The 15,586-nt window shown below is 61.0% G+C and carries 11 protein-coding genes; all 11 read left to right on the top strand.

Features of this window, described 5'->3' with window-relative positions; genetic code table 11:
• The first annotated feature begins 31 nt into the window (after positions 1 to 31).
• The 11 genes from AB3X89_RS21450 to AB3X89_RS21400 all read left to right on the top strand — a co-directional run bounded on the left by AB3X89_RS21450 (position 32) and on the right by AB3X89_RS21400 (position 15,586).
• Positions 32 to 988: a fumarylacetoacetate hydrolase family protein gene (locus AB3X89_RS21450; protein ID WP_368585049.1), complete on the top strand. Its 957-nt coding sequence runs from the start codon at positions 32 to 34 to the stop codon at positions 986 to 988.
• The gene (locus AB3X89_RS21445; protein ID WP_368585048.1) at positions 985 to 2,964 is read left to right on the top strand and encodes an acyl-CoA synthetase; all 1,980 of its coding nucleotides are present in this window, start codon (positions 985 to 987) and stop codon (positions 2,962 to 2,964) included. The genes AB3X89_RS21450 and AB3X89_RS21445 overlap by 4 nt, the downstream gene beginning before the upstream one ends.
• 43 nt (positions 2,965 to 3,007) lie before the next feature.
• Positions 3,008 to 3,259: a hypothetical protein gene (locus AB3X89_RS21440; protein WP_368585047.1), complete on the top strand. Its 252-nt coding sequence runs from the start codon at positions 3,008 to 3,010 to the stop codon at positions 3,257 to 3,259.
• Positions 3,260 to 3,546: 287 nt separating this feature from the next.
• Positions 3,547 to 4,284, top strand: coding sequence for an OmpW family protein (locus tag AB3X89_RS21435; RefSeq protein ID WP_368585091.1), 738 nt, complete (start codon positions 3,547 to 3,549; stop codon positions 4,282 to 4,284).
• Positions 4,285 to 4,509: 225 nt separating this feature from the next.
• Positions 4,510 to 7,503 carry a molybdopterin-dependent oxidoreductase gene (locus AB3X89_RS21430; RefSeq protein WP_368585046.1) on the top strand — a complete coding sequence of 998 codons (2,994 nt, stop codon included), beginning with the start codon at positions 4,510 to 4,512 and terminating at the stop codon, positions 7,501 to 7,503.
• A complete protein-coding gene (locus AB3X89_RS21425) occupies positions 7,500 to 8,363 on the top strand; it encodes a 4Fe-4S dicluster domain-containing protein (RefSeq protein ID WP_368585045.1) in 864 nt (287 codons plus the stop codon). Before AB3X89_RS21430 ends, AB3X89_RS21425 begins: the two co-directional genes overlap by 4 nt.
• Positions 8,364 to 8,385: 22 nt before the next feature.
• Positions 8,386 to 9,060: a TetR/AcrR family transcriptional regulator gene (locus AB3X89_RS21420; protein ID WP_368585044.1), complete on the top strand. Its 675-nt coding sequence runs from the start codon at positions 8,386 to 8,388 to the stop codon at positions 9,058 to 9,060.
• Between the two features lie 101 nt (positions 9,061 to 9,161).
• Positions 9,162 to 10,187 (top strand): alcohol dehydrogenase AdhP, encoded by a 1,026-nt coding sequence (gene adhP, locus AB3X89_RS21415; protein WP_368585043.1) that lies wholly within the window; start codon positions 9,162 to 9,164, stop codon positions 10,185 to 10,187.
• 224 nt (positions 10,188 to 10,411) lie between these two features.
• Positions 10,412 to 12,748: a DUF3141 domain-containing protein gene (locus AB3X89_RS21410; RefSeq protein ID WP_368585042.1), complete on the top strand. Its 2,337-nt coding sequence runs from the start codon at positions 10,412 to 10,414 to the stop codon at positions 12,746 to 12,748.
• A 580-nt stretch (positions 12,749 to 13,328) separates the two neighbouring features.
• Positions 13,329 to 14,858 (top strand): efflux transporter outer membrane subunit, encoded by a 1,530-nt coding sequence (locus tag AB3X89_RS21405; RefSeq protein ID WP_368585041.1) that lies wholly within the window; start codon positions 13,329 to 13,331, stop codon positions 14,856 to 14,858.
• Entirely contained in the window at positions 14,855 to 15,586 is a 732-nt protein-coding gene (locus AB3X89_RS21400; protein WP_368585040.1) for an efflux RND transporter periplasmic adaptor subunit, read from the top strand. Before AB3X89_RS21405 ends, AB3X89_RS21400 begins: the two co-directional genes overlap by 4 nt.

The raw sequence follows: 15,586 nt of genomic DNA, 5'->3' as shown, positions 1-15,586 counted from the left end.
AGGCATCCCTATTGATCCGGAGAATTGAACAATGGCACTTCACGTCCTGCATTATCTTCATCATGGCCGTGCCCAGTGGGGCGTGGTCGCGGAGGGCGCCATCACGCCGATTCCAGGCGAGTACGAGTCGACCGCTACGTTCATCGAGGCCAATCCGGTGGAGCGGCTCGTGATACTCAGCGGTCCATCGATTCCCGAATCGGAGGTGCAGTGGCTGTCGCCCATAACCGCCGACCAGCAGTTCATCTGCCAGGGCGCGAATTACCGCCAGCATATGATCGAGTCCGGCATGGACCCGGACGTCAAGAAGTTCAACATGATTTTCACGAAGGCACCGAGCTGTATCGTTGCGGCGGACTCAGCCATCGTGAAACCACGCGCGGTGCGGTTCCTTGACTATGAGATCGAACTCGGTCTCGTGCTCAAACGCGATATCACCTCGGCTGAGACTGTCACCGAGGAAAACCTGCACGAGTACATCGCGGGCGTTGTGATCGTCAACGATTATTCAGCGCGTGATATCCAGATTCCGCAGATGCAGTTTTACAAGGGCAAGAGCTTTCGGACATTTGGCCCTGTCGGCCCTTATCTTTGCCTGCTCGAGAAGCATGACATTCCGAAGCTGAAAGAGCTCGTGCTGACGCTGACGGTCAACGGAACCGTCCGCCAGAACGACACTACTGCTGGCCTTGTCTATGGCCCGGCAGAGACTCTGACTGAGCTTTCCCGTGTGCACGACCTACGCACGGGTGACCTCCTTGCAACCGGCACACCATCTGGGTGTGCGCTGAGCATTCCTTCACCAGAGAAGCTGCGCGCTGCGGCGCAGTTGTCCGAAGAGGATAAATGGCGGCTTTTCCTGAAGATGCAGGAGGACAGGCCTCAGTATCTTCAGGTGGGAGACGTTGTCGAGGCATGGATTGTCAGCCTCGACCGCTCAATCAACCTGGGCGTGCAGCAAAACGTCGTCGTTGAAGAGGCAGTATGAAAGACGCCGCAAAAGGACAGGATGTTCTCGCTATCGAAGCATTGGGACAAGTGCCGGAGCTTCCGTCGAGCACCTACGAAATGATCTGCAGGGGCGCTGCCATCAATCCATCGGCGCCCGCGCTTTCCTTCTTTCGAACAGCCGATGACTATGCGAGCCCGGAGTGCTGGACGTACAGCGACCTGTTGCGTGATATCACGCGCACCGCAAACATGTTTTCGCGGCTGGGCGTGGAAAGGAACACTGTCATCGCCTATATGCTGCCCAATCTTCCAGAGACACACTTCGTGATCTGGGGAGGCGAAGCGGTCGGAATTGTCTGCGCTATCAATCCACTGCTTGAAAGCGAAGCCATCGGCGAATTGCTGAAGGCATCAGGTGCCAGCGTGCTCGTAACGCTCGCGCCGTTCCCCGGGACTGAACTATGGCAAAAAGTGCAAGCGATGTTGCACCACGTCCCCGCCATAAAAGATCTCGTGCTCGTTAATCTGGCCGACCGGATACCGGGGGAAAAAGGATTGACGGCCCGGATACTACAACGTGGCGAAACCGCGAGTCTGCATGGCAAAGGCGGCGTGCGCAGCGCAGTTCCTGCGCAGATCCGGATCCATGATTTTGGCACCGCGATGGCGAGCGAGTCCGGAATCTCGCTCGACAACTCGCCCTCGGCGAGGATCGACGATATTTCGTCCTGCTTTTGCACGGGCGGCACCACGGGATTGCCGAAGATCGCGATGCGCCGGCACCGCAACGAGGTTGCCAATGCGTGGAACACGGGGCGGTTTCTCGGCAAAAGCATCGGTCCGGGCAAAACGATATTTTGCGGACTGCCGCTATTTCATGTGAATGCCGTGATGGTGACAGGTCTGCTGGCCTTCTCGCGGGGCGCTCATGTCGTTCTCGGCACACCGCAAGGATATCGCGGCGACGGTGTTGTAAAGCGCTTCTGGGAAATTGTTGAACATTACCGCATCAATTTCTTCAGCGGGGTGCCAACGCTCTATGGGTCACTGCTCGAGGTTCCTATTGGCGAGCACGATATTGGTTCGCTCGAGTATGGGTTATGCGGCGCCGCGCCGATGCCAGTCGAATTGCTTCGCAATTTCGAGCATCGCACGGGGATTCGAATCCTCGAGGGCTACGGACTCACTGAAGGAGCGTGCGTGAGCAGCGTTAATCCGCCGCTTGGTGAACGCAGGGCGGGCTCGATTGGCCTTTGCCTTCCCGGTCAGGCAATGAAGGTCGTAGTGGCCGATGAGGCCGGCCGGTATACACGAGATTGCGCGGCAGATGAAGTCGGCCAACTGGTGATCTCCGGACCGAATGTGTTCGTTGGATATTCCAGGCCGGAGCAGAACAGTGGGATCTGGATGGACCTCGGCGACGGCGAACGTTGGCTCAATACCGGCGATCTCGGGCGCCGCGATGCCGACGGATACTTCTGGCTCACGGGCCGGAAAAAGGAGCTGATCATTCGGGGCGGTCACAATATCGACCCAGCGGCTATCGAAGAAGCCCTGCATCGTCATCCCGCGGTTCAGATTGCCGCCGCCGTGGGCCGGCCCGACGCGCATGCGGGCGAGTTGCCGGTCGCCTATGTCCAGCTCAAACCAGACGTCACGACAACCGAAGCGGAACTGGCCGTATTCCTGCGCGCCTGCATTAGCGAGCGGGCTGCGCTTCCTAAGGCAATCCGCGTCATCGATACGATGCCGCTGACAGGCGTCGGCAAGATCTACAAGCCGGCGCTGAAATGGCGAGAAATGGCGGACGCGTTGCGATCCGCGCTCGTTGAGGCGGGCATCAGCGATGCAGCGGTGAGCATCGTCGAAGACGCCGGTCGCGGGCTGGTGGCTCATGTCGAGCTCAACAGCGTCGAGCTCGAAGAACTGGCGCGCGCGACGCTCGCGCGCTTTCCATTCGGTTTTTCGCTTTCCGTCCCGGCGATCTCGAGGGGTAACGCGGGTCACGCCTGAACGCCAGTGGCATTGGTTATCGAGCAAGAGCAGTGGCTTTTGGATGGAGACGAAGATGGGTAATGCACCGGAAGCGACGTTGCGATCGCTTGATGAAAAATGGCTCGGCCCCGTTTCGGCAACGCCGCTGCGGATTACCCGACGGGGTCGCGCGCAGTCGAATCAGGGAGTCTACGTACACATCGAACTGGATCTGCCAGGGGAAAGCGTTGGCCTGTTTTTCTTCCGGCACTCCGATGGTTCGTGGCGCGTGATCCCGCCGGAAGCTGCGCGCCCGTCAATGCGGGCTCACTGACAAATCCCGTTCTCGAGAGCGCGTCGTAATCTCACGCCAGGCATAGATCTGTAGCCAGGCGCCTTGACTGCGGGCGCGAAAAAGAAGAGCGGTGAAAAGCGTCATCAGAGACGCGCGAAAGCGCGTCATTTCATTTAGTACGACTCCATAAGAAGCGCGCCTGACTTCGTTCGATGCAATCGAACGAAGTCAGGCCGACACCACGCGGTCAAGGGCGCCCCATGAAGCGCCGTGACCGGCAGGGCGACAAAAAACTATTCAGCCAATGAGACAGGAGAAGACACGTGATGAATGACAGGAGAACGGTTCGTGCCGCTGGTTTCGCGGTGTGCTTCTGCGCGGTCGCGTTTGCTGGTAACGCGCTCGCGCAGACGGCCGGGAGCTTCACCGTGGCGACCGGGTGGCTCCACGTCGCGCCACAGAGCAGTGCAACGCCGCTGACCGTGGAAAGCGTGGGTGGGATGACAGTGAATCAGCAACTGCCCGGTACTGGGGCGCATGCGACGTCCACGGACACAATGGGGATCACGACCGAGTATTACGTCACCGAACACATCGGCATCGCGACGCTCATCGGACTCCCGCTCACGGTGGATCTGGTCGGGGATGGCTCGCTCGCGAAGTATGGCACTCTGGGCTCGACACGGCCGATTCCGCCCGCGCTTGTCTTTCGATACCACCTGCTTTCCGCCCAGTCGAAGTTCCGTCCTTTCATTGGGCTAGGCGTGAACTATACCTGGTTCACCCAGGTGCGCACGACGAACAGTCAGTTTGTCACTGACAGTCTCGGTCCAGGTGGGTCGGCGCACGGATCCCTCAGTTCATCCTGGAACCCGGTATTCGAGATCGGGGCTTATTACGCGATAACGAATCACTGGTCCGTGGGGGCGAGTGTCGGTTACGTTCCTGTAAAGACTCACCTTACGCTAGACGGGACAACGGCTAATGGGACGCAAATCGTTTCGAGATCGACGATCCGTATAAATCCCGTAAATGTCTTCCTGAATGTCGCTTATACCTTCTAGCCCACAAGGACAGCGTTTCATGCGCCGGACACGGCGGAATACGTTCAACCAGTTTAGAGGTTCAAATGCACAACAAAATGAGGAAATGCGACCATTCGATACACGCTGATGACGCCCCGATGGACGTAACGCTACGGCGTACGCTTTCCGTCGCGCGCGTGGGAGTAATGGTTGTGCAAGCGGTTTGGCTATCTCCTGCTTCAATGTTTCATCTCGGGTGAAACCATGAAGCGACAAGTGCTCAAATCGATTCTGTTCGCGCTGCCCAAAGTACTCGACCTGACGGCACGCCGTTTTCCCGCCTATCGTCAGCGCCTCAAGGAGCGGAACATTGTCGCCAGGATCGGGCTGATGGATCGGAGCGTCGGCCGCGTCCTCGAAATCAGGAACGGTCGCATCCGGTCGCGCCCTTGCACGCGTGGGCAAGCCGACGTGAGCATCCTGTTCAAGGATGTCGCCACGGCCCTGAAATTTCTTTCCCCACGGCAGGACCATGCTGAAATTATTCATGCGGCAAAGAACTTCAAGGTGGTGACGGAAGGCGACGATGAACTGCTGGTGTGGTTCATGCAAACGCTCAGTATGATGCAAACCATTGGACTGCCGATGGGCACGCCAATGCGGGACGGCACACGCCGGTACACGACCTGCACGAACGGTGGCCCATTGTTCGTGTACGTGAAGGATGGTCGCATCGTTCGGGTGACGCCCATCGATCTGGACGGCAAGGACGCTGCCAGCTGGGAAATCGAGGCGCGCGGGCGACGTTTCAGCCCACCACGGCGAGGCCTCGTTGCACCGCACGCATTGGCGATCAAGTCGCTTGTCTATTCCGACAAACGGATTCTTCATCCGTTAAAGCGCGTTGATTTCGACGCAGACGGCGAGCGCAATCCGCAGAACCGCGGCAAGTCGGGCTACGTGCGGATCAGCTGGGACGAGGCGCTGGACATCGTCGCGAAAGAAATCAACCGGCAGAAGCGTGTTCACGGTCCCGGCTCAATTACGTTCCCCATGTCGTCGCATCATCAGTGGGGGAACATCGGCTACTACCTCAGCGCGCTCACCCGCTTTGCCAATCTGATTGGCTTCACTCGGGTTGCCGCGAATCCGGACAGTTGGGAAGGCTGGTACTGGGGTGCGATGCATCACTTCGGCAATTCGATGCGCGTCGGTGTGCCGTCAGGCTATGGCGGCATTGAAGACTGCCTGAAGGAGGCCGAGATGATCGTCTTCTGGTCTTCCGATCCGGAAAGCACTAACGGCGCGTATGCGGGATTCGAGGGTACGCCGCGGCGCCTGTGGGCCAAAGAACTGGGCATCGAGTTCGTTCACATCGACCCACACTGCAATCCGACCGCGCAGTTGCTGGGCGGGCGTTGGATTCCCGTGCGACCGCAAACCGATGCCGCTCTCGCGACCGCGATCATGTACGTTTGGGCCGTGGAGGGTTTATACGACGAGGACTACGTTGCCAACCGCACGACCGGCTTCGACGAGTGGCGCGCCTATCTGCTGGGGGATACGGACGGCGTGCCGAAGACGCCCGAATGGCAACAGTCCGAGACCGGCGTGCCCGCCAAGGACGTGCGGGCGCTCGCTCGCCTGTGGGGGAAAAAGAAGGTCTATCTCTCTGTCGGCATGACAGGCGCGGGATTCGGCGGGGCAGGACGCGGCGCGACCGGGGCGCAATGGGCGCGCTGCATGATCATGATGATGGCGATGCAGGGGTGGGGTAAGCCGGGCGTCAATTTTGGGTGTCTGCAGTTGGGTGCTCCGCACGACCTCCACTTCTATTTCCCGGGCTACGCGGACGGCGGGATGTCCGGCGACCTTGCGTGGACCGCCAATGCCGTCAACAACTATCAGCGCATGCCGCACATCCTGACCATGAATCCCGTCAAACAGATGGTCCCGCGGCAGCAGCTACCCGATGCCATCATCAACGGCCATGCGACGGGATACCTGTGGGACGGTATGTCTCAGGAAGCGCAGTTCGCGCCGTTCAGCTACCCGATGCCGGGCTATTCACCGATCCACATGATCTATCGCTATGGCGGGTCGGCTTTCAGCACCGTCACGAAGTCCGGACGCTGGGCGGATGCTTATCGACATTCCAGCATCGAGTTCGTGGTGAACCAGTCGATCTGGATGGAAGGGGAGGCGCAGTTCGCCGACATCATTCTGCCGGCTTGCACGTCGCTCGAGAGATGGGATATCGGCGAGTGGTCGAATTCGGGCGGCTACGCGCATCATGGCTTCAACACCGTCAATCATCGCATGGTGACGATGCAGCACAAATGCATCGAGCCTCTAGGCGAATCCCGCTCGGACTACGATATCTTCGCCGCTATTCTGACGCGTCTTGGTCTTGGCGGCGTCTTTACCGAGGGTTGCGGCGAACTCGACTGGGTCAAGCGGGTATTCGAGTCGTCGGATCTGCCGGATCACGTCACGTGGCGCGAATTCTGCCGCAAAGGCTATTTCGTCGTACCGCCAGAAAAGCCCGAATTGCGCCATCCCGTCGACATGCGGTGGTTCGCCGAAGGTCGGCGTAAGGATTTGCAGGAACCGCATCCGATGCCGTCGCAGTATGCCGAAAAGTTTGGGATGGGCCTGCAGACGCCGAGCGGCAAGCTCGAGTTCATACCCGAGTTGCTGAAGCGGCACACCGCCGACAACCCCGAGCGGCCCGCACTAAACCGGTATATCCCGTCGTGGGAAGGTCTGCGCTGCGAGCGGGCCGGGCGCTATCCGCTGCAATTAATCGCAACTCACAGCCGCTACAGTTTTCATACCCATTGCGACGGCAAGAATTCGTCAGTCAACAGCGTCGAGGATCATCGTGCGCTGATCGGCGGGCATCGCTTCTGGCTGCTGAGGCTTGGGTTCGCAGACGCGGCCGCGCGGGGCATTGCTCATCGCGACCTCGTCAAGGTCTACAACGACCGCGGCGCCGTGATCTGTGCGGCTGATGTGTCTGCTCTGTTGACCCCGGGCGTCGTCAAGTCGTATGAGGCAAGCGCGGAATTCCAGTTGATCGAAGTGGACGGCGAACGTGTCGAGATCGGCGGCTGCATGAACATGCTCACGCCCGACCGGTCGCAAACGGCAGGCACCAGCAGCATGAGTCCGAACTCATGCCTCGTACAGGTCGAAAAATGGCAAGGCGCCGATGCGTTCCTGCTCGGTCGCGCAGCGAGAGGAGAAACGCCATGAGCAAGTGGAATCTGGTTATCAAGGTCGGGCGCTGCGAGAACTGCCAGAACTGCGTGATCGCCGCGCGCGACGAGCACGTTGGCAACGAGTTTCCTGGTTACTCGGCACCGGCTTCGGCGGATGCCGAAAGCGCCATTCGCATCATGCGCCGCGTGCAAGGCGATTCGCACATGGTCGAGACGACGTACCTGCCGGTGATGTGCAACCACTGCGACGACGCACCTTGCATGCGTGTAGGCGGCGATGCCATCCGCAAGCGCGCCGACGGCATCGTCATCATTGATCCGGACAAGGCGCGGGGCAGAAAGGACCTTGTCAAGGCCTGTCCATACAAGGCGATCGTATGGAACGAGGCATTGCAACTGCCGCAGACATGGATCTTCGATGCCCATCTGCTGGATCAGGGTTGGCCGCACCCGCGATGCGAACAGGCCTGCCCAACGGGCGTTTTCGAAACCGTCAGGCTCGATGACGCCGCGATGGCAGAGAAGGCAAGACGGGAAGGACTCAAAGTTCTGGAACCGAGGTTAAAAACCAGTCCCCGCGTCTGGTACAGCGGCCTCGATCGTTGGGAGACGTGCTTTATCGGCGGCAGTGTCAGCGCGCAGGTGGGGCAGGTCGTCGAGTGTGTCGCTGATGCGGCCGTTGCGTTGTACTGGTGCAATCGGAAGGTGGCCGAAACCGTCACCGACGCGTTCGGCGATTTCCGGTTCTCGCGGCTCATCAAAGATAGCGGCCATTATCGGATCGAGATTCGTCATGGCTTGGGCAATGCGTTGCGCGAATGCGTATTGGGCGAGAGCGTGTATGTCGGCGAGATCGGCCTCGTGCAGTCGACGAACGCGGTTGAGGTGGACTGATGCCGGCGGTCTGTATTCATCCATGAAGCCGGTACGCCTGACACGCGCATGCAAAAAAGAGCAGACGCGAGAGCGCCTGCTCGACGCAGCGCGCCGTTCGTTCATCGAGCGGGGCCTGGCCGCGACGAGTGTGGAACACATCGCCGAGGCGGCCGGCTACACACGCGGCGCCTTCTATTCAAACTTCAGCAGTCAGCAGGAACTGCTACTCGAATTGCTGCAACGCGATGTAGAAAAGACGTGCGCGGACTGGCAGGCGATCATCAAATCGCCTGGCGCGCCGGACCAGGAAAAGGGTCGCGCACTCGCGCGTCTGAGTTGCGCTGAATTCGACAATGATTGCTTCCCGCTGTGGGTCGAAGCGGGCCTTCTCTCGTCGCGCGATAGCACGGTTCGGGAGCGGGTCACCGGGTTGCGGCAAAGGAAGCTGGCGAAGCTGGCCGCGTGTCTGTGCGCAGGCGTGCGTCCAGGCGACGGCGGCCGGCCTGCTCAACCTGAAGCGCTCGCGGCGGCCCTCCTCAGCCTCTGCGACGGCATGCGTTTCTTCCGGCTGTGCAATCCGGAAGGAATGACGGACGATTCGATTCGAGCCATTTTGGCGGCCTTGTTTTCCTGCACTTCGTCAGGTCCGGTACTGGAGAAACTTGAGTCGCTGGATGATGTCGGTGCAACGGTCCGCTTCCACTTACGCTCTTAGATCAATACGTTAGGACGGTCGTTTACGTTGATCTATCGCAAAACACTAGCGGGCCTGGCGAGGATACTCGTGAGAATCACAAACTCACTGAGGAGCGACTGATGGCTCAATTCATGAAAGCTGCGGTAGTCCATGCCTTCGGCGAGCCGCTGCGGATAGAAGAAGTGGCGGTTCCTGCGCCCGCTGCGGGTCAGATTCTCGTCAACGTGAAGGCTTCCGGGGTCTGCCACACCGACCTTCATGCCGCCGATGGTGACTGGCCGGTCAAGCCTCGCCTGCCGTTCATCCCAGGTCACGAGGGTGTCGGTTATGTCGCGGCGATTGGCGCGGGAGTCACGCACGTGAAGGAAGGCGACCGCGTTGGGGTGCCGTGGCTCTATACCGCATGCGGTCACTGCGAATACTGTCAGACGGGCTGGGAGACGCTTTGCCACGAGCAGCAGAATACCGGCTATTCCGTGAACGGCAGCTACGCCGAATATGTGGTCGCCGATCCGGACTACGTAGGTCGTCTACCGAACGGGGTCGCGTTCGACGAAATCGCGCCGATCCTCTGCGCCGGGGTCACCGTATACAAAGGCATTCGGGTCACGGACACCCGGCCCGGTCAGTGGATCGCCATCTCGGGCATAGGCGGCCTCGGTCATGTCGCGGTCCAGTACGCCGTCGCGATGGGCCTGCATGTCGTTGCCGTGGATGTCGCGCCCGACAAGCTGGAACTTGCGCGCAAACTCGGCGCGCAAATCACCATCGACGCCTCGACGTCCGATCCTGCGAGCGAGGTCCAGAAAAAGATCGGTGGCGCACATGGCGTTCTCGTGACCGCTGTCTCGCGCGGCGCGTTCGCGCAAGCGCTCGGCATGGTGCGCCGCGGCGGTACCGTCGCGCTCAACGGCCTGCCGCCCGGCGACTTTCCTCTGCCGATTTTTTCAACGGTACTGAATGGCATCACGGTTCGCGGTTCCATCGTGGGCACGCGTCGCGACCTGCAGGAATCGCTCGATTTCGCGGCCGAGGGAAAAGTGCGCGCGCATATTCACCATGAGCGGCTAGAGAACATTAACGAAGTGTTCACCGCATTGCGCGAGGGCAAGGTCGACGGCCGGATCGTACTCACGGAACTTTGAATGAGCCACTGCCTTGTGCCGATATCGCGCGCCGTGCGCATCCAGTTGACGGCTCATCGTTGACCAGACGAACGAAGGCATTGATCCATGTCAGATCGGCACGGTGCCGCACGAGTAGTCTTCACAAGTTGCACGTCAATCGGTGCGCGCGTGCGAGTCCTCCCGCGAGACAGCCGGGGCCGCCGCGCGCGCCCTCAGCCAATGTCGCAGTGGAGGACGTAGTCATGGATGCAGCCACGCAGTTCGCACGCAGTCAGGAAATCGCCGGAAACATCGCCTACGTGCTGCAAAAACGCGCGCAGAATGCAGTAAATCAATACGGGAAACGCTTGCGCGACGCCGTCAGTGACGGCGTCCGCATGGACCAAAGCTGTACCTCGCCAACCGGGGCGCAACTGAACCCTTTGAGCGCATGGCAGTACGCTGTCGATGTCGCACAACGCTCGCTGCTGTTCTGGGACACGATGCGAGAGCGCGGCACTCAGTACGTGGAGAACACGTCGCAAGGGCTCAAGCCCGCGCTTCACTTCGACTATGACGTCGTGCTCGATGGCAGGCATTTCGCGCGCCCTGTGAACTATGCGCTGCTGCACATCACACCACCCGAAGACGTCATCGTCGACGCGAATAAACGGCCCTATCTGATCATCGATCCGCGCGCCGGTCACGGTCCGGGCATTGGCGGCTTCAGGGACGATTCGCAGGTCGGCGTCGCTCTGCGCGCGGGCCATCCCGTGTACTTCGTCGTGTTCTTCCAGAATCCCGAACCGGGCCAGACCTTGCTCGACGTATGCGCGGCCGAACAGGAGTTCGTGAAGAAAGTGCGCTCGCTGCATCCCGACAGCGCGAAGCCGGCGATCATCGGCAACTGCCAGGGCGGCTGGGCCGCGATGATGCTGGCGAGCTCGTCGGCTGAAGACACTGGACCGGTCGTCATCAACGGCGCGCCGATGTCGTATTGGAGCGGCTCGTGGAGCGAGGGCGTGGGCGATAACCCGATGCGCTACGCGGGCGGCCTGCTGGGCGGCACGTGGCTCGCTTCGTTTTCGTCCGACCTCGGCAACGGCAGGTTCGACGGCGCGTATCTCGTGCAAAACTTCGAGTACCTGAACCCTGCCAATACCTTGTGGGACAAATACTATCGCGTGTATGACAACATCGATACGGAGCCACCGCGCTTCCTGGAGTTCGAGCGCTGGTGGGGCGGCTACTACCTGATGAACCGGGAAGAGATCGAGTGGATCACGCGCAATCTGTTCATCGGGAACAAGCTGTGGTCGGGCACGGTGCGCGGCGTTTCGGGCAAAGCGTTCGACCTGCGCGATATCCGCTCGCCGATCGTCCTGTTCGCCTCGATGGGGGACAACATCACGCCGCCGCAGCAGGCGTTCAACTGGGTGGCCGACCTGTATGGAAGTACTGAGGAAATCAAGGCGCGCGGCCAGGTCATCATCGGACTGATGGATCAGGAGGCGGGACATCTCGGCGTTTTCGTATCGGGCAAGGTGGCGAAGAAGCAACATGCGCAGATCGTCAACGTGCTCGAGGCAATCGAGACGCTCGCACCGGGTCTCTACGCGATGTTGATCGACGAGGTCAACGGTGACGACGGCAAAATCGCATACGAAGTCACGTTCGTCGAACATCGTCTGGAGGAAATCGCGCAGCATTTCAATCGTTTCAAGCGCGAGGACGAGAAGCCCTTCGAGGCGGTGGCCGAGCTTTCCGAATTCAATCAGCGCGCTTATGAAATGTTCGCGCAGCCATGGGTGCAGTGGACGTCGAACGAAGCCACGGCGCGATTACTGCGTGAGATTCATCCGCTGCGCTCGCAGCGGTGGGCATGGTCGGACCTGAATCCGTGGCTCGCGTGGCTGCACCCGGCGGCCAACGCGGTCAAAGCCAGTCGTCAACACGCCGCGGATATCGGGCCGTGGCGCGAACTCGAGCATCGCGGCTCCGAAATGATCAGCGCTTCGCTCGACTACTACAGGGCAATGCGCGATGCTGTCGCCGAGTCGACGTTCTTCGGCGTCTACACGAACCCATTCCTGCTTCATTTCGCAGACCGGTATCGCGAGCGCAACGCAGCCGCCTCCACGGTTACGGATCCGCGCGAACTGCCTTTCGTCAAGGAGGCGCTGGCATCGATCGAGCAGGGCGGCTACGACGAAGCGGTCGCGCGGGCCGCTTTCCTGCTTGGGCGCAGTGGCGAGCCATTGCCGCTTGCACGGCTTGCGACGCAGCGTGAACTGATCGAAGCGTACGCCGAGTATCTGCCCAGCTTGCCAGCCGACCAGTGGCGGCGCATTCGCGGCGAACAGGAACTCATCGCGACCTACGAGCCGCAGCAGGCTATCGCGACGCTTCCCGCGCTGCTGACTGTGCCTGCAGACCGGAAGAGGCTGCTGACGTTGCTGGACAGACTACTTGGCGACTCGCGCGTGCAAAGCGTCACGCCAAGCGCGCAGCAATGGGAGGCGCTGCAACGCATTCGCGCGGTCCTCGGGGCGCCACCTGCGGCACGGCCTGTTGCGGTGCTCGAACATACGCCGACATGAGCGCGCCATGGCTGAAGTCTTACCAGGTGATGTGCGAGACAGGGTCGCTGACGACGAAATCAACGAGTTCATTCAGAGATAGGGATTGCCTCTGTTCGATTCGATTGAACGCGTGCCTGCAGGAAGCGGAAGTCCCATGGCGCTGCTGAGGTTCATTGACCTCGGGTCAGAGGTCCTGGACGTGCTGATGTTGAGGATTCGCAACGTGTTCTGGAGAGGGCACACGATCAGTGCGAAGGTCCTGCTAGTGAGGGACGATTGGCTCGCTTGCGTCGATTAGCGATAGACGTCTTGCCCGGGAGAGGAGCTGCGGCATCGCCTTGGGCGCCTTGGATTCGCGGTCTCGTCTCATGACCTGCATCAACGTTTTGCGCTAGCAGGCGAGTAACTTGATTCCAGTCTTGCAGGTAAAGCGCGGCCGCAATGCCGGCCGCGAACCTCGGCATAAGACCTCCAATAGGAGACGGCGTTCGTCCACGAGGGGTGATGCGCGCATATGCGCGTCAACACGACGTGAACCGGAATCATGCTGATCTTCCGCTACGCCAGTCACAATCCGACTTTGCTGGATTCGCGCGCGATGCTGACATCATCAACCCTTTCTCAGGCGACGAGGCTGCCACCTCGCCTTGGCGAAGTGGCGGATCGCGGGGCCGCGGTCACGCTGACCGTGTCGCTGGCGCTCGTACTGGCTGGTTGCGCGACACCGGTGATGCAACCGTCGATTGAAGTTCCCGGCCGGTTCGCCGCCGCGTCGGCATCCGTGGAGCAGCCTGAGGCCGCCTGGTGGGATAGCTACCGCGATCCGGTCTTGTCGGACCTTGTCCGTCGCGCGGCGCACGAAAACCGCGATATCCGCATCGCGGCGGAACGCGTGCGCGCCGCGCGAGCCGGAGAAACGATCAGCCGGTCGTGGCTTCTGCCGACTGTGATCGTTGGCGCCAACGGCTTCAATCACACGACGACTTACGATACCGCCCTGAAGAACTTCGTCCCCGAAGCTGCGAACACGCGGGCGGGACAGGTCGGTATCGGCGCCTCGTGGGAAATCGATTTGTTCGGCCGCCTGCGAGCGGGTGCGAAGGCGGCTGCAGCCGATGCGGTCGCAGTCGAAAATGCCGCGCGCGGCGTGCGCCTTCTCGTGATGACCGACGTTGCAACGAACTACTTTATGCTGGTCGGGGCGTTGCATCAGTTGGACACTATGCGCGCAATCTCGGCCGCGCAGGACGAGACGCTACGCCTCGTGACTGCCCGTGAACGTGTCGGGCTCGCGACTCCATTTGACGTCGAGCGCGCGAAAACGGAAGCATCGAAGACGCACGCGGCGATACCGCCGCTGGAGACGCTTGCCGAGGTGTCGCGCCATCGCATTGCGGTGCTCGTGGGAGATCAGGCTTTCAATGCCGCGAGCATTACGGCATCGGGCGTCGACGCCATCGTTCCGCTCGCGCGTCCGGGGCAACCGGCCGCCCTGTTGCAGCGCAGGCCGGATCTTCTGGTCGCCAGCGCGCAACTCGACGCGGCCAACGCGCGCAGGCAACAGGCGATGGCGGAATGGTTTCCGCGTCTCATTCTCGGCGCAGTGTTCGGCCGTGAATCGATCGATCTCAACGGCATTGCGCTGGGTCCGGCGAACTTCAGCAACGTCGCGGGCCTCATTGCAATGCCGATCTTCAATGCGGGGCGAACGCGGGCGATCAACGACATCGCCGAGAGCGGTCAGAAGGAGGCGGTGCTTCATTATGAGGACGCGATCGTGCGAGCGCTCGAAGACGTCGAGAACGCGCTCGTCGCGCTCGACGACGAACGCCAACGGGCGCAACTGCTGCACGATGCAACGGCGTCGGCGGAAGCGGCGCTGGGCCGCGCGCAATCCCTTTATGACCGCGGCCAGATCGATTTGCTGCCGCTGCTCGATGCCCAGCGTACCCGCCTGGCCGTGCGTGCGATCGCCAACGACAGCAGCACTCAATTGCTGCTCGACAGCGTCCAACTGTACAAGGCGCTCGGTGGAGGCTGGGAGGTTTTCGAGGCCGCTACCGTGCCGGACGGCGGGTCGGTTTCAGCTACTTCATCCAGCGTGAATCCACATAGGGGGCCATCGTGAATACCTCTCTACGCGCGCTGCTCGCGCTCCTGCCGGGTGCCGCGATGCTACTCGCGTGCGGATCGAAGCCCGCTCCCGAGGCGCTTCGAGTGGTCCGCACTGTCGAGATTCGCTACGACGAGAATGCTGTGACGGACCGTTACGTCGGCACCGTGCAGTCCCGCCATGAGGTCAATGAGGCGTTCCGGGTCAGCGGCAAGGTCGTCAAGCGCAAGGCCGACGTCGGTCAGAAGGTTCGTGAGGGCGATCTACTCGCGGTGCTCGACGATACCGACTATCAACTCGCCGAGGAAGCGGCGCGGCAACAACTGACCGCGGCCGTATCGCAGGCGAGGCTCGCCCAGTCGGATCGGCAACGGCTCAATTCGCTGAAAACTGACGGCTCTGTCAGTGTCTCCGACGACGAAAAAGCGCAAACCGGCGCGCAGACGACTTCGGCGACGGCCGAAGCCGAGCGCAAAAAACTCGAGCTCGCGCGCAATCGGCTGAAATACACGGTGCTGCGAGCGTCGCAGAGCGGCGTCGTCACCGCCGTGCGTTTTGAGGTGGGAGAGGTCGTCGCGGAGGGGCAGCCGGTGGTATCGATCGCCAACGAAGGCGAGCCCGAGATCGTCGCGGACCTGCCGGAGGATAGTCTCGCAACCTTCAGAACGGCGCGATACGACGCGTGGCTCGCTAGCGCGCCCGAGCAACATTTCGAAGTCGTGTTGCGCGAACTTTCGCCGTAG

The sequence above is a fragment of the Paraburkholderia sp. BR14320 genome, from assembly GCF_040948665.1.
GTDB lineage: Bacteria > Pseudomonadota > Gammaproteobacteria > Burkholderiales > Burkholderiaceae > Paraburkholderia > Paraburkholderia youngii.
This window is presented reverse-complemented; position numbering and strand designations above follow the sequence as displayed.

Coding starts and splice junctions, on each gene's coding strand:
- AB3X89_RS21450 (WP_368585049.1), top strand. CDS start 32: ATGGCACTTCACGTCCTGCATTATCTTCATCATGGCCGTGCCCAGTGG.
- AB3X89_RS21445 (WP_368585048.1), top strand. CDS start 985: ATGAAAGACGCCGCAAAAGGACAGGATGTTCTCGCTATCGAAGCATTG.
- AB3X89_RS21440 (WP_368585047.1), top strand. CDS start 3,008: ATGGAGACGAAGATGGGTAATGCACCGGAAGCGACGTTGCGATCGCTT.
- AB3X89_RS21435 (WP_368585091.1), top strand. CDS start 3,547: ATGAATGACAGGAGAACGGTTCGTGCCGCTGGTTTCGCGGTGTGCTTC.
- AB3X89_RS21430 (WP_368585046.1), top strand. CDS start 4,510: ATGAAGCGACAAGTGCTCAAATCGATTCTGTTCGCGCTGCCCAAAGTA.
- AB3X89_RS21425 (WP_368585045.1), top strand. CDS start 7,500: ATGAGCAAGTGGAATCTGGTTATCAAGGTCGGGCGCTGCGAGAACTGC.
- AB3X89_RS21420 (WP_368585044.1), top strand. CDS start 8,386: ATGAAGCCGGTACGCCTGACACGCGCATGCAAAAAAGAGCAGACGCGA.
- adhP (WP_368585043.1), top strand. CDS start 9,162: ATGGCTCAATTCATGAAAGCTGCGGTAGTCCATGCCTTCGGCGAGCCG.
- AB3X89_RS21410 (WP_368585042.1), top strand. CDS start 10,412: ATGGATGCAGCCACGCAGTTCGCACGCAGTCAGGAAATCGCCGGAAAC.
- AB3X89_RS21405 (WP_368585041.1), top strand. CDS start 13,329: ATGCTGACATCATCAACCCTTTCTCAGGCGACGAGGCTGCCACCTCGC.